Source organism: Bradyrhizobium sp. 4, assembly GCF_023100905.1.
Lineage (GTDB): Bacteria > Pseudomonadota > Alphaproteobacteria > Rhizobiales > Xanthobacteraceae > Bradyrhizobium.
Genome location: NZ_CP064686.1, coordinates 1,679,307 through 1,703,674 on the forward strand (window position 1 = coordinate 1,679,307; position 24,368 = coordinate 1,703,674).

Here is a 24,368-nt window from a genome sequence, read left to right on the forward strand (position 1 = left end):
GTCGGGCATAGCCCCCGAGGTTAGGGGTTTAACGTCTCGGATGCGCGTGACGATCCTGGCGCGCGTCGATCATTGTGCGGAGCAGCAGGGACAAAGGCTGCGCTGCAGGCTGAGGAACAGGACCGTCGTGGCAGGCCGTTCAGAAGGGCGGCTTCAGGGGAGGAATGCATGTCTACCATCGAGAGCGCTGGAACACTTTCGGGTGCCGGCGCAGGTTTTCTGGATCGCGAGCGGACCATCGCGACCGCCGGGTTCAATCGCTGGCTGGTGCCGCCGGCCGCTTTGTGCATCCATCTCTGCATCGGCATGGCCTACGGCTTCTCGGTGTTCTGGCTGCCGCTGTCGCGCGCGATCGGAGTGACCGCGCCGAAGGCGTGCGCAGACATGTCGCTTTTTCAGGAGCTGTTCACGACCAGCTGCGACTGGAAGGTCGCCAGCATGGGATGGATGTACACACTGTTCTTCGTTGTGCTCGGTCTCTCTGCCGCAATGTGGGGCGGCTGGCTCGAGCGCGTCGGACCGCGCAAGGCAGGCTTTGTCGCCGCGCTGTGCTGGTGCGGCGGCCTCCTACTCGGGGCCATCGGCATCTATCTCCATCAGCTCTGGATCATGTGGCTCGGCTCCGGCGTGATCGGCGGCATCGGCCTCGGCCTTGGCTATATCTCACCGGTGTCGACCTTGGTGAAATGGTTCCCGGACCGGCGGGGCATGGCGACCGGCATGGCCATCATGGGCTTCGGCGGCGGCGCCATGATAGGATCGCCACTCGCCAGCGTATTAATGGACGGCGGCAGCTTCCTGAAAATCAATCTCACCTATATCGGCGTCGACTACGTACGCGATTTCACTTTTTCTGGCTTGAAGAGCTCGGTGGATGTTGGGGCCTGGCAGACCTTTCTTATCTTGGGCGCGGGGTATTTCGTCTTCATGATGATCGGCGCCTTTCGTTATCGCCTGCCGCCGGCCGGCTGGAAGCCAGATGGCTGGACGCCGCCGAGCGAAAAGAAGACGATGATCTCCGAGCATCACGTCCACCTTAACAACGCGCACAAGACGCCACAGTTCTGGCTGATCTGGTGGGTGCTGTGCCTGAACGTGTCGGCCGGGATTGGCGTGCTGGGAATGGCCTCGCCGATACTCCAGGAAGTTTTCGCAGGTAAGCTGATCGGCCTGCCTGAAGTCGGCTTCAACGCATTGAGCGTGGCGCAAAAGGCGCAGATCGCCGGAATTGCGGCTGGCTTTGCCGGACTGCTGTCGCTGTTCAACATTGGCGGCCGTTTCTTCTGGGCGTCGCTGTCGGACTATATCGGCCGCAAGAACACCTATTATACCTTCTTCATTCTCGGCATCGTGCTCTATGCGCTGGCGCCGACATTTGCGGCGATGGGCTCGAAGCTCCTGTTCGTGCTCGGCTTTGGCATCATCCTGTCGATGTATGGCGGTGGGTTCGCGACCGTGCCGGCCTATCTTGCCGATATGTTCGGAACGCAGTTTGTCGGCGCCATCCATGGCCGGCTGCTGACGGCGTGGTCCACCGCGGGCATCATCGGACCCGTCGTGGTCAACTACATCCGCGAGTTCCAGCTCGCGGCCGGCGTGCCGCGCGACCAGCTCTACAACACCACCATGTACATCCTCTGTGCGATGCTGATCGCGGGCCTGATCTGCAACTATCTGATCAAGCCGGTCGATCCGAAGTGGTACATGAGCGACACCGAGGTGGCGAAGGTCCAGGCCTCGATCGGTGGCGCCAGTGGCGGTCAGTCCGGGTCATTCGGGATCGGCACGGGCGGCTTGGATGGCAAGGCCGCGCTATTCTGGGCGTTTGTCGCCATTCCATTGGCTTGGGGCGTATACAAGACGCTCGAAAGCGCCGTCAGAATTCTCTGATTGTAAAACCCACGCTGCCGCGAGGTGCCCAACGCAGCACCTCGCGGCGCTCGCCTTTCCAGATGATCAAGAATGTGACTCAGGGGGACTTTTATGCTTCGCACCCGAATTGGCCTTGCGGCCGTGTTGCTCGTTGCTGGTCTTCATACCGCGTCCGCGCAGACGGCAACGACACCGGCGGCGCCTGCTGCAACGACCGAAGCCAAGCCTGGCAAGATCAAGCTCACCATGCAGAAGCTGAAGGACATGAAAGCGAAATGGGCAGCCAACAAGCCGAAGCTGAAAGCCTGTCGCGCCGACGTGAAGGCCAAGGGCCTCGCCGGCGATGACCGCTGGTTCTACATCGAAGAGTGCATGAGCAAGACCTGAGATCGGGTTCCGTCTGGCGCACGCGTAAAGGGGCATGGTGGGCGACTGCCTGCCTCCTAAATCATTCTAGAGACGCTCTAAATTGTCTTGCATCTGGCATACCAGAGACTAGAGTTGCGTCGAATTTGGCTTGGTCGGCGGGACGCAGAACCGGTGGTTCCGCTGATCGAATCGGGAAACGAAGGCTGATCGCTTTGGCGATCCGGCCTAAACTCATCACGCATTTGAAGAGAACGCGACGTCTCCATGAGCAGCAACGACGACGTTCACAAGGTCAGAGAATTCGAGCATCCGGGCCAGGGACGGAAGCGCGCCAAGTCCACGCCCAAGGGGCGGCAGGTTGATCCCACCGCCGCGCACGAGATCGAGCAGCTGCTCGGCGACAGGCCGCGGCGGCGCGACCTGTTGATCGAATATCTGCATCTGATCCAGGACAAGAACCGCCAAATCTCGGCCGCGCATCTCGCCGCGCTCGCCGACGAGATGAAGCTCGCGTTCGCCGAGGTGTTCGAGACCGCAACCTTCTACGCGCATTTCGACGTGGTGAAGGAAGGCGAGCCCGATATCGCGCCTCTGACGATCCGCGTCTGCGATTCGCTGACCTGCGCGATGCTGGGCGGAGAGAAGCTGCTCGCCGATTTGCAGGACGCGTCGGGTCCCGGCATCCGCGTGGTGCGTGCGCCCTGTGTCGGTCGCTGCGACACGGCGCCGGCCGCGGAAGTCGGACACAACTTTGTTGACCATGCGACGGTCGCCAGTGTCACGGCGGCGGCGAAGGCTGGCGACACCCACGCGCATCTGCCCGAATATGTCGGCTATGACGCCTATGTCGCCGGCGGCGGGTACAAGCTGCTCAATCGCCTGCGCTCGGGCGAGCTAGCGACGGACGACCTGCTGAAGGCACTCGACGACGCCTCGTTGCGCGGTCTCGGCGGCGCTGGATTCCCCACGGGCCGCAAATGGCGTGCGGTGCTTGGTGAACCAGGCCCGCGGCTGATGGCGATCAACGGCGATGAAGGCGAGCCCGGCACGTTCAAGGATCGCGTCTATCTCGAGAGCGATCCGCACCGCTTCCTCGAGGGCATGCTGATCGGTGCGCACGTGGTGCAGGCCTCGGATACCTACATTTACCTCCGCGACGAATATCCGGCCTCGCGCGAAATCCTCGAACGCGAGATCGCAAAGCTCCCGCCGGGCGGTCCGACGCTGCACATGCGCCGCGGCGCGGGCGCCTATATCTGCGGCGAGGAATCCTCGCTGCTGGAAAGCATCGAGGGCAAGCGCGGCCTGCCCAGGCACAAGCCGCCTTATCCATTCCAGGTCGGCCTGTTCGGGCTGCCGACGTTGATCAACAACATCGAGACCTTGTGGTGGGTGCGTGACATCGTCGAGAAGGGTGCCGACTGGTGGAAGGGCCACGGTCGCCATGAGCGTCACGGCCTGCGCAGTTTCTCGGTCTCGGGCCGCGTCAAGAATCCCGGCATGAAGCTCGCGCCTGCTGGCATCACCGTGCGCGAGCTGATCGAGGAATATTGCGGCGGCATGGCCGACGGCCATCAGTTCTATGCGTACCTGCCGGGTGGTGCGTCCGGTGGCATCCTGCCGGCGGCGATGGACGACATCCCGCTCGATTTCGGCACGCTTGAAAAATACGGTTGCTTCATCGGCTCTGCCGCGATCGTGATCCTGTCGCAGAAGGACAGCGTGCGCGCGGCCGCGTTGAACCTGATGAAGTTCTTCGAGGACGAGAGCTGCGGCCAGTGCACGCCGTGTCGCGTCGGAACCCAGAAGGCCGCACTGCTGATGCAGCAACCGGTCTGGAACCGCGCTCTCCTGGACGAATTGAGCCAGGCGATGCGCGATGCCTCGATCTGCGGGCTTGGACAGGCGGCATCGAATCCGCTGTCCACTGTGATCAAATATTTCCCTGACGAGTTCAAGGAAGCGGCCGAATGACGAAGATTACGTTCGAGCTCGACGGCAAGCAGGTCGAGGCCAATGCAGGCGAGACGATCTGGCAAGTTGCAAAACGTCAGGGCCGCGAGATTCCGCATCTGTGCTATTCGCCCGCGCCCGACTATCGCCCCGACGGCAATTGCCGCGCCTGCATGGTCGAGATCGAGGGCGAGCGTGTGCTCGCGGCGTCCTGCAAGCGCACGCCATCGGTCGGCATGAAGGTGAAGACCGAGAGCGCGCGCGCTGTTTCCGCGCAAAAAATGGTCATGGAGCTGCTGGTCGCCGATCAGCCGGCGCGCGAGACCTCGCACGATCCGGAGTCCAAATTCTGGCACTGGGCCGAAACCACTGGAGTCACCGAGAGCCGCTTCCCCGCCGCCGAGCGTTGGGCGACCGATGCCAGCCATCCGGCGATGCGCGTCAATCTTGATGCCTGCATCCAGTGCGGACTGTGCGTGCGCGCCTGCCGCGAGGTCCAGGTCAATGACGTCATCGGCATGGCCTATCGCAGCCACGGCTCGAAAATCGTGTTCGATTTCGACGATCCCATGGGCGAGTCCACCTGCGTCGCCTGCGGCGAATGCGTGCAGGCGTGTCCGACCGGAGCGCTGATGCCGGCCGTGATGCTGGATGAGGCGCAAACCCGTGTCGTCTATGCCGACAAGAAGGTGGATTCGCTCTGCCCGTTCTGCGGCGTCGGCTGCCAGGTGACCTATGAGGTCAAGGACGAGAAGGTGATCTATGCCGAGGGGCGGGATGGCCCGGCCAATCACAACCGCCTTTGCGTCAAGGGCCGCTTCGGCTTCGACTACATCCACCATCCGCATCGCCTGACCAAGCCGCTGGTGCGGCTGCCGAACGCGAAGAAGGATTCCAACGACCAGGTCGATCCGGCCAATCCCTTCACGCATTTCCGCGAAGCGAGCTGGGAAGAAGCGCTCGACATCGCGGCCAAGGGCCTCGTCAAGATCCGCGACACCAACGGCGTGAAGGCGCTGGCCGGCTTCGGCTCGGCGAAGGGCTCGAACGAGGAGGCCTATCTGTTCCAGAAGCTGGTGCGCACCGGCTTCGGGTCGAACAATGTCGACCATTGCACCCGTCTGTGCCACGCCTCGTCGGTCGCGGCGCTGTTCGAAGGCCTGAGTTCGGGCGCGGTGTCCGCGCCGTTTTCGGCTGCGATGGACGCCGAGGTCATCATCGTGATCGGCGCCAACCCGACCGTGAACCATCCGGTTGCCGCGACCTTCATCAAGAACGCGGTCAAGCAGAACGGCGCAAAGCTGTTCGTCATGGACCCGCGCCGGCAGACGCTGTCGCGCCATGCGACCAAGCATCTGCAGTTCAAGCCGGGCTCCGACGTCGCCATGCTGAACGCGATGATCCACACGATCATCACGGAAGGTTTGACCGACGACCAGTACATCGCCGGCTATACCGAGGGGTTCGAGGACCTCAAGGAGAAGATCAAGGAGTTCACCCCGGAGAAGATGGAGGCGATCTGCGGCATCCCGGCGCAGACCCTGCGTGAGGTCGCGCGAACCTATGCGCGCGCAAAATCGTCGATCATCTTCTGGGGCATGGGCATCAGCCAGCATGTCCACGGCACCGACAATGCGCGCTGCCTGATTGCGCTGGCGCTGATTACCGGCCAGGTCGGTCGTCCCGGCACCGGCCTGCATCCGCTGCGCGGCCAGAACAACGTGCAGGGCGCTTCCGATGCCGGCCTGATCCCGATGTTCCTGCCGGACTATCAGCCGGTCGGCCGCGACGACATGCGCGGTGCCTTCGAGAAGCTGTGGGGCCAGGATCTCGATCCCGTGCGCGGCCTGACCGTGGTCGAGATCATGAACGCGATTCACGCGGGCGAGATCACGGGCATGTATATCGAGGGCGAGAACCCCGCGATGTCCGACCCCGATCTCCAGCACGCGCGTCAGGCTCTCGCCATGCTCGATCATCTCGTGGTGCAGGATCTCTTCGTCACCGAGACCGCGTTCCACGCCGACGTCATCCTGCCGGCCTCGGCGTTTGCCGAAAAGGAAGGCTCCTTCACCAACACCGATCGCCGCGTGCAGCTCGCGCGCCAGGTAATCAAGCCGCCGGGCGATGCGCGGCAAGATCTCTGGATCATCCAGGAGATCGGCAAGCGCATGGGCCTGCCGTGGAATTATGCCGGTCCCGGCGATGTCTTCTCCGAGATGGCCGAGCTGATGCCGTCGTTGAAGAACATCACCTGGGAGCGGCTGGTCCGCGAGGGCGCGGTCACCTATCCCGTCGATGGTCCCGACATGCCCGGCAACGAGATCATCTTCACCACGGGCTTCCCGACCGCGAGCGGCCGCGGCAAGATCGTTCCGGCTCACGTGATCCCGCCGGACGAGATCCCCGACGCCGAATATCCGATGGTGCTCTCGACCGGCCGCGTGCTGGAGCATTGGCACACCGGCTCCATGACCCGCCGCGCGCAGGTGCTCGACCAGATCGAGCCCGAGGCGGTCGCATTCATGTCGCCAAAGGACATGCACAGGAAGAAGCTCGCGCCCGGCGATTTCATTCGGCTCGAGACCCGCCGCGGCGCGGTCGAGGTCAAGGTCCGCTCCGACCGCGACGTTCCCGAGAATATGGTCTTCATGCCGTTTTGCTACGCGGAAGCGGCGGCGAATTTGTTGACCAACCCGGCGCTCGATCCGTTCGGCAAGATCCCGGAATTCAAGTTCTGCGCGGCCAGGGCCGAGCGCGCCGAAATGCGCGACGCGGCGGAGTAGGACGGCGGCGGTCGTTAGGCGGCTGGGATCCATCCAACACCCCGGCGTCGTCCTGGCGAATGCCAGGACCCATACCGCGTGATCCATCGATTGTAGCTGGTCGCAGTACCGCACTAATAAGAGTCTGCGCCAAGCGCCTCCCTGGGGTAATGGGTCCTGGCCTTCGCCAGGACGACTCGGGAGAGACTGCGCCGTGCTCGTCCCTTCGCTCCTCGCAATGGCGGTGCTAGACATCGTCCATGTCCAAAGCCACCCCAGCCACACGCGCGCTCACAGCCGCCGGTGTTGCCTTCACCGTCCACGCTTACAGCTATGATCCCGATGCCGAGAGCATCGGCCTCCAGGCGGCAGCTGCGCTTGGCGAAGACCCCGCGCGCGTGTTGAAGACGCTGATGGCGCTCGTCGACGGCAAGCCGGTCTGCGTGATCGTCCCGTCCGATCAGGAAGTCTCGATGAAGAAGCTCGCCGCCGCTTTCAGCGGCAAGTCGGCGCAGATGATGAAACCGCCGGAGGCCGAGCGCCTCACCGGCTTCAAGGTCGGCGGCATCAGCCCGTTCGGGCAGCGGAAGCCCGTGCGCACCGTGATCGAGCAGAGCGCGCTCGCGCATAACTATGTGTACGTGAATGGCGGTCAGCGCGGACTGCAGGTGCAGCTCAGTCCGGCCGATGTGCGGGACGTGTTGAAGGCGATCGTCGCGGAACTGGTCGCCTGAGCGACGCGCTCTGCTACTGCTTTTGCAACAGCTTCAGCCGACAGCGCAGCGCCTCGCGGATGTGTGCACGCGCGAGCTGCTCCGCTTTGCCGCCGTCGCGAGCCGCGATGGCTTCGATGATGGCCTGGTGCTCACCGTGGCTGGTCGAGGGGCGGCCCGATACCGTGAACGTGGTTGGACCGAGCAGTGCGATCCAGTCCTGCAATTCGCCTGATGCGTTATCGAGATAACGGTTGCGCGCGGCGCGGCAGATCGCTTCGTGGAAGGCGCGGTTGAGCCTTGCCATGTCTCCTGCCATCTCGGCCGCGTCGGTCGCGGAGGCTTCGACAAAGGCCTGCTCGATATCCCTCAGTGCATCGATTTCGGGCGTCGAGGCGTGCTCGGCCGCAAGTCGGGCAGCGGCACCCTCCATGATCTCGCGCATGGCGTAGAGTTCGAGCACCTCAGAGATGTCGAGGTTGCGTACGATCAGGCCGCGGCCGCCGGCAGGTTCGACGAACCCGCGTGCGGCAAGCCGCCCGAGAGCTTCCCGCACCGGGGTGCGGCTGACCTTCAGCCGCTGGGCGACCTCTTCCTCGCGCAGGCGGTCGCCCGCACGGTAGCTGCCGGTCTGCAGCGCCTCGCAGAGCGAGCGGAACACGGCTTCGCCAAGCGCCACGCCGCCGCCGCGCGCGATCGAGCCGCCTGCCTTTGTCGGGCGTCTTGCCATGCGTCCCCGTGGGCTCGCGCATCCTGCCCATGCAGCGATGGCGCTTGCTGGATTTCTGTATATCTTTGTATACAAAGGTGCGCAATGGCAAGCCGGATTGACGGGGCCGCAGGCGGGGCAGAATGTCTCCAACTTCGTCGCATCGGGCAGACGGCATGAGCGGCAAATACGATGTGCTGGTGATCGGCGGCGGCAATGCAGCGCTGTGTGCGGCGATCAGCGCGCGACGCGGTGGGGCATCGGTGCTGGTGCTCGAAGGTGCGCCAAAATTCTATCGCGGCGGCAACACGCGCCACACCCGCAACATGCGTTGCGCCCATGACGAGGCAACCGAAATCCTCACCGGCCCCTACACCGAGGAGGAGTTTTGGGAAGATCTCCTGCGCGTCACCGGCGGCCAAACCGACGAGGTGCTCGCCCGGCACATGATCCGCGAGTCCAAGGACATCTTGAACTGGATCGTGGAGCAGGGCGTGCGCTGGCAGCCCTCGCTCGGCGGCACGCTGAGCCTCGGTCGTACCAACTCCTTCTTTCTCGGTGGCGGCCGCGCGATGCTGAACGCACTTTATCTCACCGCCGAGAAGCTCGGCGTCGAAGTCGAATACGACGCCGAGGTCACCGACCTCATGATCGAGGACGGCATGTTTCTCGCCGCTCGCCTCAAGCGGCCGATCAAGGGTGACACCGAGATACGCGCGACGTCGCTGGTCGCCGCGGCCGGCGGGTTCGAGGCCAACATCGAATGGCTGAAGCAATATTGGGGCGACGCCGCCGACAATTTCCTGATCCGCGGCACGCCCTATAACCGCGGCTCGATCCTGAAGATGCTGCTCGCCAAGGGCGTGCAGGAGGTCGGCGATCCCACCCAATGCCATGCGGTCGCGATCGACGCCCGCGCGCCGAAATTCGACGGTGGCATCATCACAAGGCACGATTCGGTCGTGTTCGGCATCGTCGTCAACAAGCACGCGCAGCGCTTTTACGACGAGGGCGAGGACATTTGGCCGAAGCGCTACGCGATCTGGGGTCGGCTGGTGGCCGCGCAGCCCGACCAGATCGCCTACATCATCTTCGACTCGACCGTTGTCACCAGCTTCATGCCGACGCTGTTTCCTCCGATCGCCGGGCAGACCGTGGCTGAGCTCGCCGGCAAGCTCGAGCTCGATCCGGCCACACTGGAAAAGACCATCACCGAATTCAACGCCGCGGTGCAGCCCGGCACCTTCGACCACACCATTCTGGACGATTGCCGCACCGAAGGCATCACGCCGCAGAAGACGCATTGGGCGCGCGGATCGAGACGCCGCCCTATCTTGCCTATCCGGTGCGGCCCGGCATCACCTTCACCTATCTCGGCACGCGCGTGACCAGAGAAGCGCGGATGCTGATGGCCGACGGCAAGCCGTCGGCGAACATGTTCGCGGCCGGCGAGATCATGGCCGGCAACGTGCTCGGCAAGGGCTATGCCGCCGGCATGGGCATGACCATCGGCAGCGTGTTCGGACGGATTGCAGGACGGGAAGCGGCGCGCCACGCCAAGAACTAGGCGAAGGAAAGGCAGAGGGAGAAACCATGTCACGCATTGCCACTGCCGCGATCGCGGCGCTGCTGATCGTCGGCCACGCCCACGCGGCTGAGCCGATCACGCTACGAGACATGGGTTCGTTCCATGTCGGCGGCCGCCTTGTCGAAATCTCCGGCAAGCCGGTGAGGGAGGTCGTGTTCGCGCCCGGCGGCGTGCCGGCCAAGGTCGATCCCAACGGCACGTATCAGGTCGAGCAGATGTACGTGCAGTATTTCCTGCCCGCCAACGAGAAGGGTGCCTATCCCTTGCTGATGTGGCACGGCGGGGGATTGACCGGCGTCACCTACGAGACCACGCCGGACGGACGCGAAGGCTGGCTGAATTATTTTCTGCGCAAGGGGTGGGCGGTCTATAATTCCGACGCGGTAGAGCGCGGACGCGCGGGCTGGGCGCAATACCCCGATATCTTCAAAGGCGAGCCGATCTTCCTGACCACGGCCAATCCGTTCGAGCGTTTCCGCATCGGCGATGGGCCGAACTCCTACGATCCCGATCCCGCCAAGCGAAGATTGTTGCCGGGCAACCAGTTCCCCGTCGAGGGTTACGAGAATTTCGTCAAGCAGAACGTACCGCGCTGGACCACGACCGACGATGCGACCATCGCCGCCTATATCGCCGAGATCGATCGCGTCGGCCCCTCGGTGCTTCTGTTCCACAGCCAAGCCGGCACCTTCGGCTTCAAGGTCGCGCAAGCCCGCCCCGACAAGGTCAAGGCGCTGATTGCGATCGAGCCGGCCGGCATCGGCGATCCCGCCAAGGCGGATGTGCTGAAGAACATCCCGACCCTCATCATCTACGGCGACTATATCGAGCGCGATTCGCGCTGGCCCAAGATCCGCGCCAATGGCATCGCCTTTGCGGACGCCATCAAGGCAGCCGGGGGCAGCGTCGACATCGTCGATCTCCCACAGGCCGGCATCAAAGGCAATTCGCATATGGTGATGATGGACAAGAACAACCTCGAGGTCGCAGCCCTGATCCAGAAATGGCTCGAGGGCAAAGGTCTGACGAAGTAAAGCCATGCACGGAACCAGAATTTTGGACGAAGCCGACCGCTTGATGACGGTCTGCAATTCCTGCCGTTACTGCGAGGGTCTTTGCGCGGTGTTTCCCGCGATGGAGATGCGGCGCGCCTTCTCTGATGGCGACCTCAATTATCTCGCCAATCTCTGCCATGGCTGCGGCGCCTGCTACGTCGACTGCCAGTTCTCGCCGCCGCACGAATTCAACGTCAACGTCCCGCAGACGCTGGCGATCGCGCGCGCAGAATCCTACGCGGCCTATGCCTGGCCGCACGCGCTGTCCGGTGCCTTCGCGCGTAACGGTCTCGTCATCAGCATCGTCGCCGCGCTCAGCATGGCCGCCTTCATCCTCGGCTTCGCTGCCCTGAACGACCGCAGCGTGCTGTTTGGCGTGCACATCGGCCCCGGCGCGTTCTACAAGTTGATGCCGCACAACGCGATGGCGGCGTTGTTCAGCGCCGCCTTCCTTTATGCGATCTTCGCGCTGGTGATGAGCGTGCGTGCCTTCTGGCGAGATATCGGTCCGCCGATCGGCGGCCGTGCGGACGGCCGCTCGATCTTTCAGGCGATACGCGACGCTGGTGAGCTGCGCTATCTCCACGGTGGCGGCGTCGGCTGCTACAATGAGGATGACAAGCCGACCGACCGGCGCAAGCTGTTCCATCACCTGACCTTCTATGGCTTCCTGCTCTGCTTGGCCGCGACCTCGGTCGCCACGCTGTATCACTATCTGCTCGGCCGCGAGGCGCCGTATCCGTGGTGGGATCTGCCGGTGGTGCTCGGCACGCTCGGTGGCATCGGCCTGATCATCGGGCCGATCGGCCTGTTTGTCGCCAAGATGCGGCGCGATCCGGCGCTGCTCGACGAGCAGCGCTACGGCATGGATGTCGGCTTCATCGCCATGCTGTTCCTGACCGGGTTCACCGGCATGCTGCTTCTGCTCTTGCGGGACACCGCCGCCATGGGCCCGCTGCTGGCGCTGCATTTGGGCGCAGTTTTCGCGCTTTTCATCACCATGCCCTATGGCAAATTCGTGCACGGCATCTATCGCTTCGCAGCACTGGTGCGTTACGCGCAGGAGCGGCGCAGTGAAGCCGCCTCCTGAGATTCAGACGGTCGGAAGCGGCCGTCGCGCAGGAAAGCGATCGTCTGTTCGATCGCGGCGGCGTGACGCGGAAGTCCGGTATGGGACGCCTTCACGACGATATGGTCGGCCATGCCGGCAACCATTGTGCTTTGCACCGAGACCCGTCCGTCATTCGGCTTCGGCAGAACGAAAAGACCTGCGACGGGATCGATGAAGCGGTTTCCCGCGATCACGCCGACGGGATAGTCCACGGGGGGAAGGGCGTCGGGCCGGGGCGTGGACGTGGTGGTGAGCTCGAGTCCGGCCGGGCCGTAGAATGCGCTATAGAGGCGATATCGGCTGAGGAGATCGGCGACCTCGCTGCCGCCGTTCGGCGTGCCCAGCATCACCACGCCGGCAAGCCGGTCCGGACGGTATTTTGCGATATAGGCGCGCGTCACCAGACCGCCCATGGAATGTGCGACGAAATACAGCGGCGCATCACGTTCGGCGAAGCGGGCAACCTCTGGATGGATATCGTCCCTGAACGCGGTGATCGGCTTGCGGCGGCTGGCATAGTCGATGTTGAGCGTTGCGAAGCCGCTTGCCCGGAGCGCCCGTTCAAGACTTTTCATGGATGCCGAGGTTCGCGCGATGCCGTGAAGCAGAACCACTCCCGGGCATCGCGCGTCACCTGATTGAGGCGCCTCGTGCATCTCGCTTATGCCACCTCGCGCTCTGGTCCAGACGCCTGCTCGCGAGCCATCGTCGTTGCGGTGACGTAGTCGGTCTTGCCGGTGCCGAGCAGTGGCACCTTGTCCACCACCATGATCGCCGCGGGAACGGTCAACTCGGATGCGCCGATGGCCTTGGCTTGCCCCTGCATTGCACTGCGCTCGGCACCCTTTTCCGTCGTCAGCAGCACGATACGCTCGCCCTTGCGCGGATCCGGGATCGAAACCGCGACCGATGCGGCCTGCGGCCACAGGGTCGTCGCGATGTTCTCGACCGCCGACAGCGAGACCATTTCGCCGGCGATCTTGGCAAAGCGCTTGGCGCGGCCCTTGATGGTGATGAAGCCGGCAGCGTCGATCGCCACGATGTCGCCGGTGTCGTGCCAGCCCTCGGCGAGCGGTTCGAGCACGCCGGGACTTTCCGCCCGCAAGTATCCGAGCATCACGTTCGGGCCGCGCACCGACAGGCGGCCGCCTTCCTCGATGCCGGGGACCGGGTCGAGGCGGCTTTCCATCAGCGGCGACAGGCGGCCGACCGTTCCGGGGCGATTGGCCATCGGCGTATTCATCGCCAGCACCGGCGCGGTCTCGGTCACGCCGTAGCCTTCGAGGATGCGGATGCCGTAGCGTTCCATGAACACCTGCCGGGTGCGATCCTTGACCGCCTCGGCGCCGGCGATCACCAGGCGCAGGGTCCGGAAGTCGTAGGCATGCGCCGAGCGGGCGTAGCCGGTGAGGAACGTGTCGGTGCCGAACAGGATGGTGGCGCCGGTCTGGTAGATCAGCTCGGGCACGATCCGGTAGTGCAGCGGCGAGGGGTACATGTAGATCGGAATGCCCGCGAGCAGCGGCATCATCATTCCGCCGGTCAGCCCGAACGAGTGGAACACCGGCAGCACGTTGAACACCTTGTCATTGGCGTTGGCATCGACCCGCGCCAGCGCCTGTGCGGCGTTGGCGAGGATATTGCGGTGAGACAGCACAACGCCCTTGGGTGTGCCTTCCGAGCCCGACGTGAACAGCACGACGGCCGGATCGCTCGCCTGGCGGACGACGCGCGGCATAGTACCGGCGAGCAGGCCCGTGATCTTGTCGGCCGTGCCGATCGAGGCGCGAACATCCTCGAGATAGACGACGCGAACTTCCGCGGAGATCGCGGCCATCAGCTTGTCGAGCTTGCCCTTCTCGATGAAGGCCTTGGACGTCAGCACGGTCTTGACCTGTGCGGCCTTCATGGCCGCGAGGACGTTGACCGGGCCGGCCGAGAAGTTAAGCATCGCCGGCACCCGGCCGATATTTTGCAGCGCCATGAAAACGACGGCGACGCCTGCGGAGTTCGGCAGCAGCACGCCGACATTCTCACCAATGACGGTGCCGTTCTCCAGCTTCCGGCTCAAGACCTGCGCGCCCAGGATCAGCTTGCGATAGGTCAGCTTGGTGCCGAGCGCGTCCTCGATGATGACCTTGCCGGTGTCGCGATCGCGGTAAGCGTGTCCGAGCGCCTCGAACAGGGTGTGATCGAGCATGGCGTTTTTCACCATGGCGTCGATCATCACGTCCTGAAGTGCTGCGCCAGCGGCGTTGCGGCGCGTCTTGCCCTTGAGCGATGGATCGACCGGAAGCTTGACCGGCGGCAGGATGGTGACGGTCACCCGCGGAAACCACGAGCGCTTGATCTGGCTGCCGTTGAGATAGCTGAGATGCGAGCGCTGGGCGCCTTCGATGCGGACCGGGACGACGACTGCGTCGGCCTTGTCCGCAATCATCGCGGTGCCGTCATAGACCTTCATGAGCGAGCCGGAGACGGTAATGCGTCCCTCCGGAAAGATCACCACCGGCTCTCCGGCGGCGACGAGCTTGATGAGGTCGCGCGCGGCCAGCGGCTTGCTGGGGTCCATGGTGTAGTGCTTGACTACCCGCAGGAACGGCTTGGCCCACCAGGCCTTGGCGATGCCGGTATCGACCGCGAAGCTCGCGTCGATCGGCAGCACGGCGTGCAGCAGCGGCCCGTCGATCAGGCTGACATGGTTGGGCGCGATCAGCATGCGCGTGCCAGCAGGCGGCAGGTTCTCCAGCCCGCGGACCTCGGTGCGGAACAGCGCGCGGAACAGCAGCCCGCCGAAGTCACGCACGCCTTCCTTGCCCCACTTCGTCAGCACGAACCAGACCGCGCCGAAGCTGGCGACGCCGAGGCCGAAGAAGATCCAGCCGATGTGCAATCCGCCGGCCTGCAGCAGCGCGACGAACAGCGAGCCGGCCACCATGAAGGCGGCCTGTAGCACGTTGCCGGCGGCGATGATGCGGGCGCGCTCGGAGGGGGCGGACCAGGCCTGGACGGCGGCGAAGGACGGAACGACGAACAGGCCGCCGCCGAATGCGAAGGCAACGAAATCGAGCAGCATGCGCAGGCCCGCGAACGAGGTCGCGAAGTCGCCCGCGGTGATGTCCTGCCCCTTGGTGGTCACGCCGATCGCCCAAGCGAGGTCGATGCCGGCAAACCCCATCATGATGGCGCCGATCGGCACCAGCGCGAGGTTCGGGCGAACGTGGCTCAGATTCGCGGCAAACAGCGAGCCGATGGCAATGCCGGTTGCGAAGATCGCGAGACACAACGTCACCACGCCCTCGGTGCCACCGATGACTTCCTTGACCAGTGCCGGCAGCAGTGAGAGCACGATGGCGCCCACCAGCCAGAACCAGGAGACGATCACGGTGCCGTCCCACAGCCGGTGATCGGCGTGCAGCGTCTTCAACAGGCCGAGCGTCGAGGTCCAGGGATTGGCGTTGACCGGCAGATCGGGTGCAGACGGCGTCGTCGCGGGAATGCGGGAGGCGAAGGCCCAGGACAGCAGGGCCAGCACGACCACGGCCGATGCGACCCAGCCCATATGCGCGGAGCCGGCCACGAACTGGCCGCCGGCAACGGTGCCGAGCAGGATGGCCATGAAGGTCGCGCCTTCGACCAGCGCGTTGCCGGTCGCGAGCTCGCCGAGCTCGAGCTGGTCCGGCAGCATCGCGTATTTCACGGGACCGAACAGCGCGGCGATGACGCCGAACAGTGCGAGTGCTGCGAACAGCAGCGGCACCGAGTGCAGGAAGAAGCCGGCCGCGGCAAAGCCCGCGGCAAAGATCTCGGCGAACTTGAGTCGCCTTGCGACGACGGATTTGACGTATTTGTCGGCGAGCTGGCCGCCGAGCCCGGACAGAATGAAATAGGGGAAGATGAAGACGGCGCCTGCGACCGTCACCAGCGCATCGCCGTGGCCCGTCGCGGCACTGTAAAGCAGGATGATGACGAGTGCGTTCTTGAGCACGTTGTCGTTCAGCGCCGAGAAGAATTGCGCCCAGAACAGCGGCGCGAAGCGGCGTGACGACATCAAATCCCTGATCATGACTAGTCCTGTTTTGGAAAGGCTGCCTGAAGTTTCATTGTCGGATGGACTTTGGGTCCAGAGGATATGCGACGGGCTATTGTGGGTTGACGACAGTCGCCCCGGCCTGCTCTGCGCGCTTACCTTCCGATCCTGTTGGTCTCCGCGTGGCGTGGTTTGGTTCGCAATGGTTCGGTTGCGGCCTTATCCAGACAGGCTGCGCCTGCCAGGATATTGCTCAGGGCGCTGAGGGAAACCTGAACCGCATCGTCGAAGGCCGCGGCATCGGCTCGAATGTCGGGACATGGTAAGTCCTTCCTTGCGGTTTGATATTGCATTCGGGGCGCCCCGAACTTGCCGGCTGCGCTCGCCTCAGGTGAGGTGGGCGAGGCGGCGAAAGGGCGAGAGGCGGCCGAGCAGGCTAATGCGGCGGCCCTCATGACGGGCACGGCCGCGGTTGGCCCGCCACATCCGGAAGGTCGCGCGGCGCTCAGTCAGGACACCGGCGATGTCGCAGGCATTTGCGATACGATCGATCGGCCCCGTCGCGAACCGCAGGAGGGCGCGGCCAAATTCGGTCACGAGAGCTGTGGCGTCATCGACGAAGGTGGAAGCGATATCAACAGCGAGGGTTTGCATTTTGCAGGTCTACGGGTTAACTTGAACATTGTTCAAATGAGTATCCTGAAAATGAACAATGTTCAAGATGAATCGTTGCGAGATCGAAAAAAATCTCGCCGGCGGCAGCAGATCGTGGAGATCGCTCGCGGCATTATTGCAGCTAAGGGATTGAAATCGTTGAAAGTCCGGGACATCGCGGACGCCGCCGGCTGCTCGGTTGGCAGCGTCTATAACGAGTTCGGCGACTTCGACGGGGTGATCCTGACCGTGAATCGGGAGACCGTTAAGGCGCTGACGTTGCGGTTGGGCCAGGTTCCGGCCGAGGATCCCGTTCGCCAGCTCTACGGGCTGGCCGCGACCTACCTCGAATTCTTCGCGACGAACGCCAATCTGCTGCGCTCGCTGTTCGAGCATCGGATGGAGGACGACCGCCCTTACCCCGATGACATCCTTCAGATGGTGATGGACGCCTTCGCGCTGATGCATGCGCCCCTGGTGCGGCTGCTTCCGAATGCAGACGACGTGCAGATCGCGCTGCTGTCACGCACCCTGTTTTCCGCCGTGCACGGGATCATCTCGCTCGGCCTCGAAGAGCGTATGGTGGCCGTACCGCCGCAAATGCTGCGCCAGCAGGTCGAACAATTTCTGGATGCGCATCTCGCGGGGCTCGGGATTCTGCCCATACGATAAAGTGCTGAGCGCTGCTATGCGCTGGCGGACTTGCGTTGCCGAGAGGTGACGACGATGACGTCCGTCGTCCCGTTGTCGACCTGAACACGGTTGCGTCCGTTCTCCTTGGCGCGATAGCAGGCGGCATCCGCGCGCCGCATCGCGTCCTCGAGCGTGGTGTTGCCGTCGCTGATGCAGGTAACGCCGATGCTGGCCGTCACTGCAAAGCAATGATCGTCCCAGGCGAAGACGGATAGCTCGAGCGCCCGGCGCAGCCGTTCGGCGATATCGACGGCGTCGTACGGCGTGCATTGCGGAAGGATTAGGCCGAATTCGTCACCGCCGAGCCGGGCCACCAGGTCATGCGGCCGCCGCTCCTGCTGCAGGAGGCGCGAAATCTGGCGGAGCAGGCGGTCGCCGGCGAGGTGACCGCAGCTGTCGTTGACGTCCTTGAACTGATCGAGATCGAGCAGGATCAGGCCCAGCGAACCCGCCGCGGTGCCGTCCAACTCGCTTTGCAGGCGGGCCTCGAACGCGCGGCGGTTGGACAAGCCGGTCAGCCAGTCGTGCGACGCCTGCCAGGCCAGGCGCTCCTTCTCGGCATGCAAGGCATCCTCGAACGCCTGTCGTTGCAGCACAAATCGCCGCGTGTGCCAGATCAGGAGCAGGATCAGCGTCATGGCTGTGACGATATTGACGCCAGTCAGCGTCATCTTGATGGCGCGCGAGCCTTCGCCGAGAACGGTGGAGAACCGCTTGGCGTGCACCGTGAACTGGGTGTTGAGCTCCGACAGCCGCGACGACAATAATTGCAGGCGCTTGCTGTCCTGGACGAGCCCGTTCTTCAGCTCTGACCGGATGACCTCGCCGAAAACGCTGAGCTCCAGCAGCATGGGGTCTGTGGCAGCCCACTCGCGGATCGCTTCCTTGAGAAAGCTGACCTGTTTGAAGTAGCGAAACAGCCAGATCAGTCCCGGCACGTCATCGGGATGGTTGCCGCCTTGCAGGAAGCCGATGCGGGCGGCCTCGACGTCGACCGGATCGCGCTCGAGCGCCCAGCGCGCGAACTCGTCGCCGATGGGAACGGCCAGCGAGGTCTGATATTGCGCAAACTGGCTGGCGTCGCCCGAATGCAGATAGAGATTGAGAAAATAGACGGCGTTCTTCTGCGAGCGGGACCATAGCGCTTCGCCCGCGACATAGGCGCGAACCGAGGACATCACCTCCAGGCTGAATCCGGCGATCGCCGCCTGCAGCAGGACGACCGTGACGAAAGGCGAGACGAGCTTGATGACGTGAAGGAAATTGCGTCCCTTCGTTGATGGCGCTGTTCTGCGAAACACTTTGCGTTCCCCAAGTCGCTCAACGACCCAGCGGAGCGACCCGCTCATAACGCGGATTACGCGCCAAAGGTGCTTAACTCGACTTGAAAATGCCAGGAGACCGCGTCGCAAGGTGAAGGCGTTGTGAAGTGGATGCTTACAGATCGTCGCAAATGCCGCCGAACCGGAACTGACGCGGCATCGCGAGCCGATGTCGCGCATTCGCCCCAAGTGGTTTACCTGATGGAGAGAGAATGCTCTGCCGCTAGACCAGCACCGGTTTGCGCACGCGGCCGGCGTCGCCGAAGACGCGCAAATAGCGCTCGATCTCCGAGGGCAGGCCGGTCGCCTTCTCGGGATTGTCGGAGAGCTTGACGGCCGGATGTCCGTCGACCGAAGACACCTTGCAGACCAGCGAGATTGGATCGAGGTTGAACGAGCCGTCCGGCGTGCAGCCGACGAAATCATTGGTGAGATTGGTGCCCCAGCCGAAGGAGAGCCGCACCCGGCCGGTGAAGTGGTGGTAGGTCTCCTCGATCGAGCCCACGTCCATCGCGTCGGAGAACACCAGCAGCTTGTCCCTGGGATTGCGGCCCTTCTGCTCCCACCATTTGATGATCTCCTCACCGGCCTGGATCGGCGGCGCGCTGTCGGGACGGAAGCCGGTCCAGTCGGCGACCCATTCCGGCGCATCGCGCAGAAAAGCCTTGGTGCCGAAAGCGTCGGGCAGCGCGATCAGGAGGTTGCCGCCATAGGTCTGGCGCCACTGGTCGAGGATGCGATAGGGCGCCCAGCGCAACTCCTCGTCGTCCTTGGCCAGCGCCGCCGCGACCATCGGCAGTTCATGGGCGTTGGTGCCGATGGCTTCGAGATCATTGTCCATCGCGAGCAGCACGTTGGAAGTGCCGATGAAGGACGGGCCCAGGCCTTCCTTCACGGCCTCCACGCACCAGCGCTGCCAGAGGAAGCCATGGCGGCGACGGGTGCCGAAATCGGAGAGCCGCAAGCCATCCAGCTTGCGCAGGCGTTCCACCTTGGTCCACAGCTTGGCCTTGGCCCGGGCATAGAGCACGTCGAGCTCGAAGCGGCCGCGGCCCTTCATCGCTGCCCGCGAGCGCAATTCGTTGAGGATGGCGAGCGCAGGAATCTCCCACATCGTGGTATGGCTCCACGGCCCGTGGAAGTGCAGCTCGTACTGGCCTTCGACCTTGCGCAGCTCGTATTCGGGCAGCCGGAATTCGGCGAGCCAGCGGATGAAGTCCGCCGAGAACATGTGTGTCTTGCCGTAGAAAGTATTACCGGCAAGCCAGATCAGCTCTTTTTTGGTGAAGCGGATGGTGCGGGCGTGGTCGAGCTGGGCGCGCAGTTCGCCCTCGTCGATGATTTCGGCGAGCCGGACATGGCGCGATCGGTTGATGACCGAGAATGTCACCTGCTGATTCGGGTAGGATTCCCGAATCATTTGCAACATCAATAGCTTGTAGAAGTCGGTATCAAGCAGGCTGCGGATGATGGGATCCAGCCGCCAGCTGTGATTGTAGGTCCGGCTCGCAATGTCGGTCACTGTCATGGGTGGAATTCTAGCGTGGCTCCCCGTGCGCAACCAGTGGATTTGGCGAAGGGCAGGCCACCGCCGAGCATCCGGCTGCGCGAGGGCGGCCCGAAATCGCTCCGAGAGCCCGTTCGCGAACCGGTCTGCGGACGGTCCGGGTGGCTTACATGGCGTCGAACGCTCCCGTGAGCGTGACGCGGGGGCCGTGCGTGTAGCGGTCGGGCGTCAGACCGGAGTTGGAGGAGCCTGCCTGGTTGAACACATTGATGAACGCATCGAGCCGATAGCCTGCGCCGAGTTTCAGGTTCTGCGTCATCCAATAGGAGACGCCAACCTGAATGTCGGCGCTGAGCACCCCGGCAAACAACCGATCGTTGCTCGTCGAGAGCGTATTCGCGACTGGAAAGAGGGGAGAAAGGACCGACGGCGTTACCGAGAACAGGGTCGACGAACTGGTCGCCGACTGTTGCCGGCCGAGTAGCAGGGCGGCGTCGCCGGCATAATCGAACGACCATTTGCCGCCAAATGGGACCGAGCCCTCGACACCGATGAGTGGTCCCGCGCCGAGGAAGTTCGCGCGCGTATCGCGCAACGTCGAGAGCGTTGTGGAAAAGCTGGTGATCGCCGGAAAGCCAGGCAACGCAACACCAGTGCTGGTCGCGGCCTGGACGTCCGAGCTTGAGCTCCGGGTGACGAATTCGGCAACGCGAAGGCCGCCCTTCAGCTGAAGCGTGCTCGGTCCGCTGCCGGCGATGTCGCGTCCAACCGCGAGATCGGCGAGCCAGCGGGTTTCCTTGTAGGTATTGGCGAAGATTTCCGTGCCTGTCTGGCTCGCAGCGCCAACGACGATTGTTTGCGTCAGTGAGTCCAGGCCGGTGCTCTTGCCTCCCTCGCCGTAGCGGAACTGGCCGCTGATGTGCCAGGGAGATCCGGCGAAGCGATAATCGAAGCCAGTAGCCGTTTCCCATCCGACCTTTGGCGTCAGGTCGAACTGTCCGGTGAGACCGTAAGTGTCTGATATCGGATCCCCGCCGCTGAAGATGGCGCCGCCTTCGATCCAGGCCCTGAACTGTCCCGGACCGGCAAGCAGTTGTGCCTTGACCGGTAGGTCTGCGGCATACGCCTGCAACGGATTTCTGGCCTGTTGCGAAACAGCAGTGACCGCCCGGAATGCGGAATTGTCCTGGTGTGATCGGGCCCCAGTCCTGGCAGGTTCGCTCGTTGCGCGTTCGCCTTGCGATTTCAGCCGCGTATTCTCTTCGCGCAACTGCTGGTTCGCGCGCAACGCGGCATTTTCCTTGCGGATCGCGGCGTTCTGCCTTTCCAGCACCTCGAGGCGCGCATTGACGTCTTCGATTTCTCCGGCGGTGGCGCTGGTGACCGTCCATGCCGCGGTCGCGCCGAGCATGAGCGCCGCAAGATTCTTCTTCATTATATTCACCTCGTCGCACCAGTTGCGCGACGGTGGCGCGGAATCACACAACGTGCATCAACCGTTCGGTTGAACTCGACCGGCTACCGCATTCGAAGAGTCGTTTCCGGACTTGGGTGTGGCTTATGCGCCGCAGCCCGCGTGTTCAGGGGTGCGAGGCCGTCGCCGCCACGGTCTCGAGCTGGCTTCTGATCCAGCGATGTGCCGGGTCCTTCTGATAGCGCTGGTGCCAGACCATGAACATCGGCAGCTCGGCCAGGGTTCGCGTGCGCGAGGCCAGCGGAATCCGTACCTGCGCGAAGCCGTGCATCACGCCGGGCGCCAGCAGGCTCGGCATGCTCGCCAGCATTTGCGAGCCACGCAGGAAGGACGGCACGCGGGAGAAGCTCGGCACGGAGATCGCGATGTCGCGGTGGAAACCGTTGGCTGCAAGCCGGCGATCGAAGTCGAGTCGCTCGTTGTCAGTGTAGACCACGGTGATGTGACGCGCCGCAAGATAGGCGCCGCGCGTTGCCGGCGCGGCACGCGCTTTGGGATCGTAGTAACAAACGTAATGGTCTTGCAGCAGGCGCTTCTGCACGATGTCCACGCCGGATGGCGGCAGCGGCGTGATCAGCAGATCGCAGCGGTTTTCCCGCAGCATCGCCGGTGAGGGCGACTGCGAGGGGATCACGCGCAGGTTCAAGCTCGTCACTTGCGCGGCGACATGATAGAAGAACCGCGGCAGCAGCAGGTCGCGCTGGAAGTCGTTCGCGGCGATTGTCAGCGAAAGCTGCGCGATCGCCGGCTCGAACGTGACGCCGCCGGCAAAGCTCCGCATCTCGTCGATCAGCGCTCGCGCCTTTGCCGCGAGCGCCTGGGCGTGCGCCGTGGCCACAATGCCGCGGCCGGATTTGGCAAACAGCGGATCGCCGACGATCCGCCGCAGCTTGTTGAGGGCGTGGCTGACCGCGGATTGCGTCAGGCCGAGCCGCGTTGCGGCCGCCGTCACCGAACCTTCCTCCAGCACCGCCAGGAACAGCTCCAGCGCGTGGCCATCAAGCGCCAAATGATCGATTTTGTTCATGGAATTCATTATAATCAATCTATTTATCTTGAGAATAGCCGGCGCCATCATCTCCCGATAAGTCGTGCGCCCCAACGGGAGCGCCACAGGGAGAGACAACGCCGATGCATGCCAGGCGCCAGCCTCGCGGGATCCCCGCCTCAACCACCCCGAGCCGTTCACGCCGCCGCTCGGTGACGGCGGCTTCTTCCAGCGCGACCGTTCCATGCATCCGCCCGCGCACGCGCCGGGCTACAAATCATCGGTGCTACGTTCGCCGCGCCAGGCGCTGCTGTCGCTTGAGAACTCGGTCTCGGAGATTACGGGGCCGGTGTTCGGTCACAACGACCTCGGCGCGCTCGACAATGATTTGATCCGCAACTACGCCAAGGACGGTGATCCCGTCGGCGAGCGCATCATCGTCCACGGCCGCGTGCTGGACGAGACCGGCCGCGGCGTGCCGAATACGCTGGTCGAGTTCTGGCAAGCCAATGCCGGCGGCCGCTACCGGCACAAGAAGGACACCTATCTGGCGCCGATCGATCCGAATTTCGGCGGTTGCGGTCGCGCGCTGACCGACGACACCGGCTACTATTATTTCCGTACCGTGAAGCCGGGGCCCTATCCCTGGCGTAACTACGTCAACAGTTGGCGTCCCGCTCACATCCACTTTTCGGTGTTCGGCTCGGGCTTTGCACAGCGTCTGATCACCCAGATGTACTTTGAGGGCGATCCCCTGATCCCGGTCTGCCCGATCCTGACGACGATCCCGGACAAGGATGCGCTGGAGCGTCTCGTCGCGCCGCTCGACCTCAACGCATCGGCCCCGTTCGACTCGCTCGCCTACCGCTTCGACATCGTCTTGCGCGGCCAGCGCTCCACTTACTTTGAAAATCGCACCGCAGGGAACTAGGTCCATGCCGCAGCCGCTCAACTACCTCAAGGAAACCGCCTCGCAGACGGCCGGGCCCTACGTGCATATCGGGTTGATCCCGGCCATGGCCGGCTTCGACATTTTCGAGAAGAATTTCTCCAACGTGCTGGTGACGCCAAACACGCAAGGCGAACGCATCACGCTGGATGGCAGGGTGATCGACGGCAGCGGCACGCCGCTGCGCGACGTGCTGCTGGAGATGTGGCAGGCCAACGCGGCCGGCCGCTACAACCATTCGGCCGACCGGTCGACCGGCGCGCTTGACGAGGAATTTCGTGGCTGGGGCCGCGCGGGCTCTGACTTCGAGAGTGGTCTCGTCACCTTCGAGACCATCAAGCCGGGCGCGATCATCGACAAGACGGGCCGCAAAGGCGCTCCGCACATCAATGTCTGGATCGTCGCGCGCGGTATCAACATCGGTCTGAACACGCGCCTCTATTTCTCGGACGAAGAGGCCGCCAACGCCGCCGACCCCGTGCTCAACCTGATCGAGCAGCCGGTCCGGCGCTCGACTCTGATCGCAAAGCGCAGCGAACCCGCCGGCAAGATCGTGTACTCCTTCACGATCAATTTGCAGGGGCCGGAAGAGACGGTGTTCTTCGACGTGTGATCG

18 protein-coding genes and 1 pseudogene are annotated in these 24,368 nt (G+C 63.7%); 11 read left to right on the forward strand and 8 right to left on the reverse strand.

From position 1 onward, the window contains the following. Positions 1 to 168: 168 nt before the first annotated feature. From IVB45_RS07715 to ybaK, 5 genes are all read left to right on the forward strand, one after another. Entirely contained in the window at positions 169 to 1,890 is a 1,722-nt protein-coding gene (locus IVB45_RS07715; protein WP_247282635.1) for an OFA family MFS transporter, read from the forward strand. Between the two features lie 93 nt (positions 1,891 to 1,983). After that, the gene (locus IVB45_RS07720) at positions 1,984 to 2,259 is read left to right on the forward strand and encodes a hypothetical protein (RefSeq protein ID WP_247357184.1); all 276 of its coding nucleotides are present in this window, start codon (positions 1,984 to 1,986) and stop codon (positions 2,257 to 2,259) included. Positions 2,260 to 2,505: 246 nt separating this feature from the next. Then, complete coding sequence (locus IVB45_RS07725; protein ID WP_247357183.1) at positions 2,506 to 4,215, forward strand: NADH-ubiquinone oxidoreductase-F iron-sulfur binding region domain-containing protein; 1,710 nt, start codon at positions 2,506 to 2,508, stop codon at positions 4,213 to 4,215. Beyond that, on the forward strand, positions 4,212 to 6,980 hold the full coding sequence (gene fdhF / locus IVB45_RS07730; protein WP_247357182.1) for a formate dehydrogenase subunit alpha: 2,769 nt from the start codon (positions 4,212 to 4,214) through the stop codon (positions 6,978 to 6,980). The genes IVB45_RS07725 and fdhF overlap by 4 nt, the downstream gene beginning before the upstream one ends. Positions 6,981 to 7,219: 239 nt before the next feature. Next, positions 7,220 to 7,693, forward strand: a complete 474-nt coding sequence (gene ybaK / locus IVB45_RS07735; RefSeq protein WP_247357181.1) for a Cys-tRNA(Pro) deacylase — start codon at positions 7,220 to 7,222, stop codon at positions 7,691 to 7,693. 13 nt (positions 7,694 to 7,706) lie between these two features. On the opposite strand, the gene IVB45_RS07740 is transcribed toward ybaK, so the two are convergent. Further along, positions 7,707 to 8,402 (reverse strand): GntR family transcriptional regulator, encoded by a 696-nt coding sequence (locus IVB45_RS07740; RefSeq protein WP_247357180.1) that lies wholly within the window; start codon positions 8,400 to 8,402, stop codon positions 7,707 to 7,709. Between the two features lie 155 nt (positions 8,403 to 8,557). On the opposite strand from IVB45_RS07740, the pseudogene tcuA reads away from it, so the two are divergent. From tcuA to tcuB, 3 genes and pseudogenes are all read left to right on the forward strand, one after another. Then, positions 8,558 to 9,948: pseudogene (gene tcuA / locus IVB45_RS07745) on the forward strand (FAD-dependent tricarballylate dehydrogenase TcuA). Positions 9,949 to 9,974: 26 nt separating this feature from the next. Continuing rightward, positions 9,975 to 11,003 carry an esterase gene (locus IVB45_RS07755; RefSeq protein WP_247357179.1) on the forward strand — a complete coding sequence of 343 codons (1,029 nt, stop codon included), beginning with the start codon at positions 9,975 to 9,977 and terminating at the stop codon, positions 11,001 to 11,003. A 4-nt stretch (positions 11,004 to 11,007) separates the two neighbouring features. Next, complete coding sequence (tcuB, locus tag IVB45_RS07760) at positions 11,008 to 12,114, forward strand: tricarballylate utilization 4Fe-4S protein TcuB (protein ID WP_247357178.1); 1,107 nt, start codon at positions 11,008 to 11,010, stop codon at positions 12,112 to 12,114. Here tcuB and IVB45_RS07765 read toward each other — a convergent pair. The 3 genes from IVB45_RS07765 to IVB45_RS39040 all read right to left on the reverse strand — a co-directional run bounded on the left by IVB45_RS07765 (position 12,078) and on the right by IVB45_RS39040 (position 16,819). Next, a complete protein-coding gene (locus IVB45_RS07765) occupies positions 12,078 to 12,791 on the reverse strand; it encodes an alpha/beta fold hydrolase (protein ID WP_247357177.1) in 714 nt (237 codons plus the stop codon). The genes tcuB and IVB45_RS07765 overlap by 37 nt on opposite strands. A gap of 5 nt (positions 12,792 to 12,796) precedes the next feature. Beyond that, positions 12,797 to 16,201, reverse strand: a complete 3,405-nt coding sequence (locus IVB45_RS07770) for an acyl-[ACP]--phospholipid O-acyltransferase (RefSeq protein WP_247357176.1) — start codon at positions 16,199 to 16,201, stop codon at positions 12,797 to 12,799. Between the two features lie 351 nt (positions 16,202 to 16,552). Beyond that, entirely contained in the window at positions 16,553 to 16,819 is a 267-nt protein-coding gene (locus IVB45_RS39040) for a hypothetical protein (RefSeq protein WP_346015292.1), read from the reverse strand. 51 nt (positions 16,820 to 16,870) lie between these two features. Between IVB45_RS39040 and IVB45_RS07775 the strand changes: the two genes are divergently transcribed. Beyond that, positions 16,871 to 17,491, forward strand: a complete 621-nt coding sequence (locus IVB45_RS07775) for a TetR/AcrR family transcriptional regulator (protein WP_247357264.1) — start codon at positions 16,871 to 16,873, stop codon at positions 17,489 to 17,491. A gap of 14 nt (positions 17,492 to 17,505) precedes the next feature. Here the strand turns inward: IVB45_RS07775 and IVB45_RS07780 are convergent, their stop codons facing one another. From IVB45_RS07780 to IVB45_RS07795, 4 genes are all read right to left on the reverse strand, one after another. Then, on the reverse strand, positions 17,506 to 18,813 hold the full coding sequence (locus tag IVB45_RS07780) for a GGDEF domain-containing protein (RefSeq protein ID WP_247357175.1): 1,308 nt from the start codon (positions 18,811 to 18,813) through the stop codon (positions 17,506 to 17,508). 244 nt (positions 18,814 to 19,057) lie between these two features. Then, positions 19,058 to 20,362, reverse strand: coding sequence for a nicotinate phosphoribosyltransferase (gene pncB / locus IVB45_RS07785; RefSeq protein WP_247357174.1), 1,305 nt, complete (start codon positions 20,360 to 20,362; stop codon positions 19,058 to 19,060). A 145-nt stretch (positions 20,363 to 20,507) separates the two neighbouring features. After that, positions 20,508 to 21,752, reverse strand: a complete 1,245-nt coding sequence (locus tag IVB45_RS07790) for an Lpg1974 family pore-forming outer membrane protein (protein WP_247357173.1) — start codon at positions 21,750 to 21,752, stop codon at positions 20,508 to 20,510. Positions 21,753 to 21,921: 169 nt separating this feature from the next. Next, complete coding sequence (locus IVB45_RS07795) at positions 21,922 to 22,851, reverse strand: LysR family transcriptional regulator (protein ID WP_247357172.1); 930 nt, start codon at positions 22,849 to 22,851, stop codon at positions 21,922 to 21,924. A gap of 55 nt (positions 22,852 to 22,906) precedes the next feature. Between IVB45_RS07795 and pcaH the strand changes: the two genes are divergently transcribed. Further along, the gene (gene pcaH / locus IVB45_RS07800; protein WP_256469508.1) at positions 22,907 to 23,734 is read left to right on the forward strand and encodes a protocatechuate 3,4-dioxygenase subunit beta; all 828 of its coding nucleotides are present in this window, start codon (positions 22,907 to 22,909) and stop codon (positions 23,732 to 23,734) included. A gap of 4 nt (positions 23,735 to 23,738) precedes the next feature. Beyond that, positions 23,739 to 24,365, forward strand: coding sequence for a protocatechuate 3,4-dioxygenase subunit alpha (gene pcaG, locus IVB45_RS07805; RefSeq protein ID WP_247357171.1), 627 nt, complete (start codon positions 23,739 to 23,741; stop codon positions 24,363 to 24,365). Positions 24,366 to 24,368 lie beyond the last annotated feature (3 nt).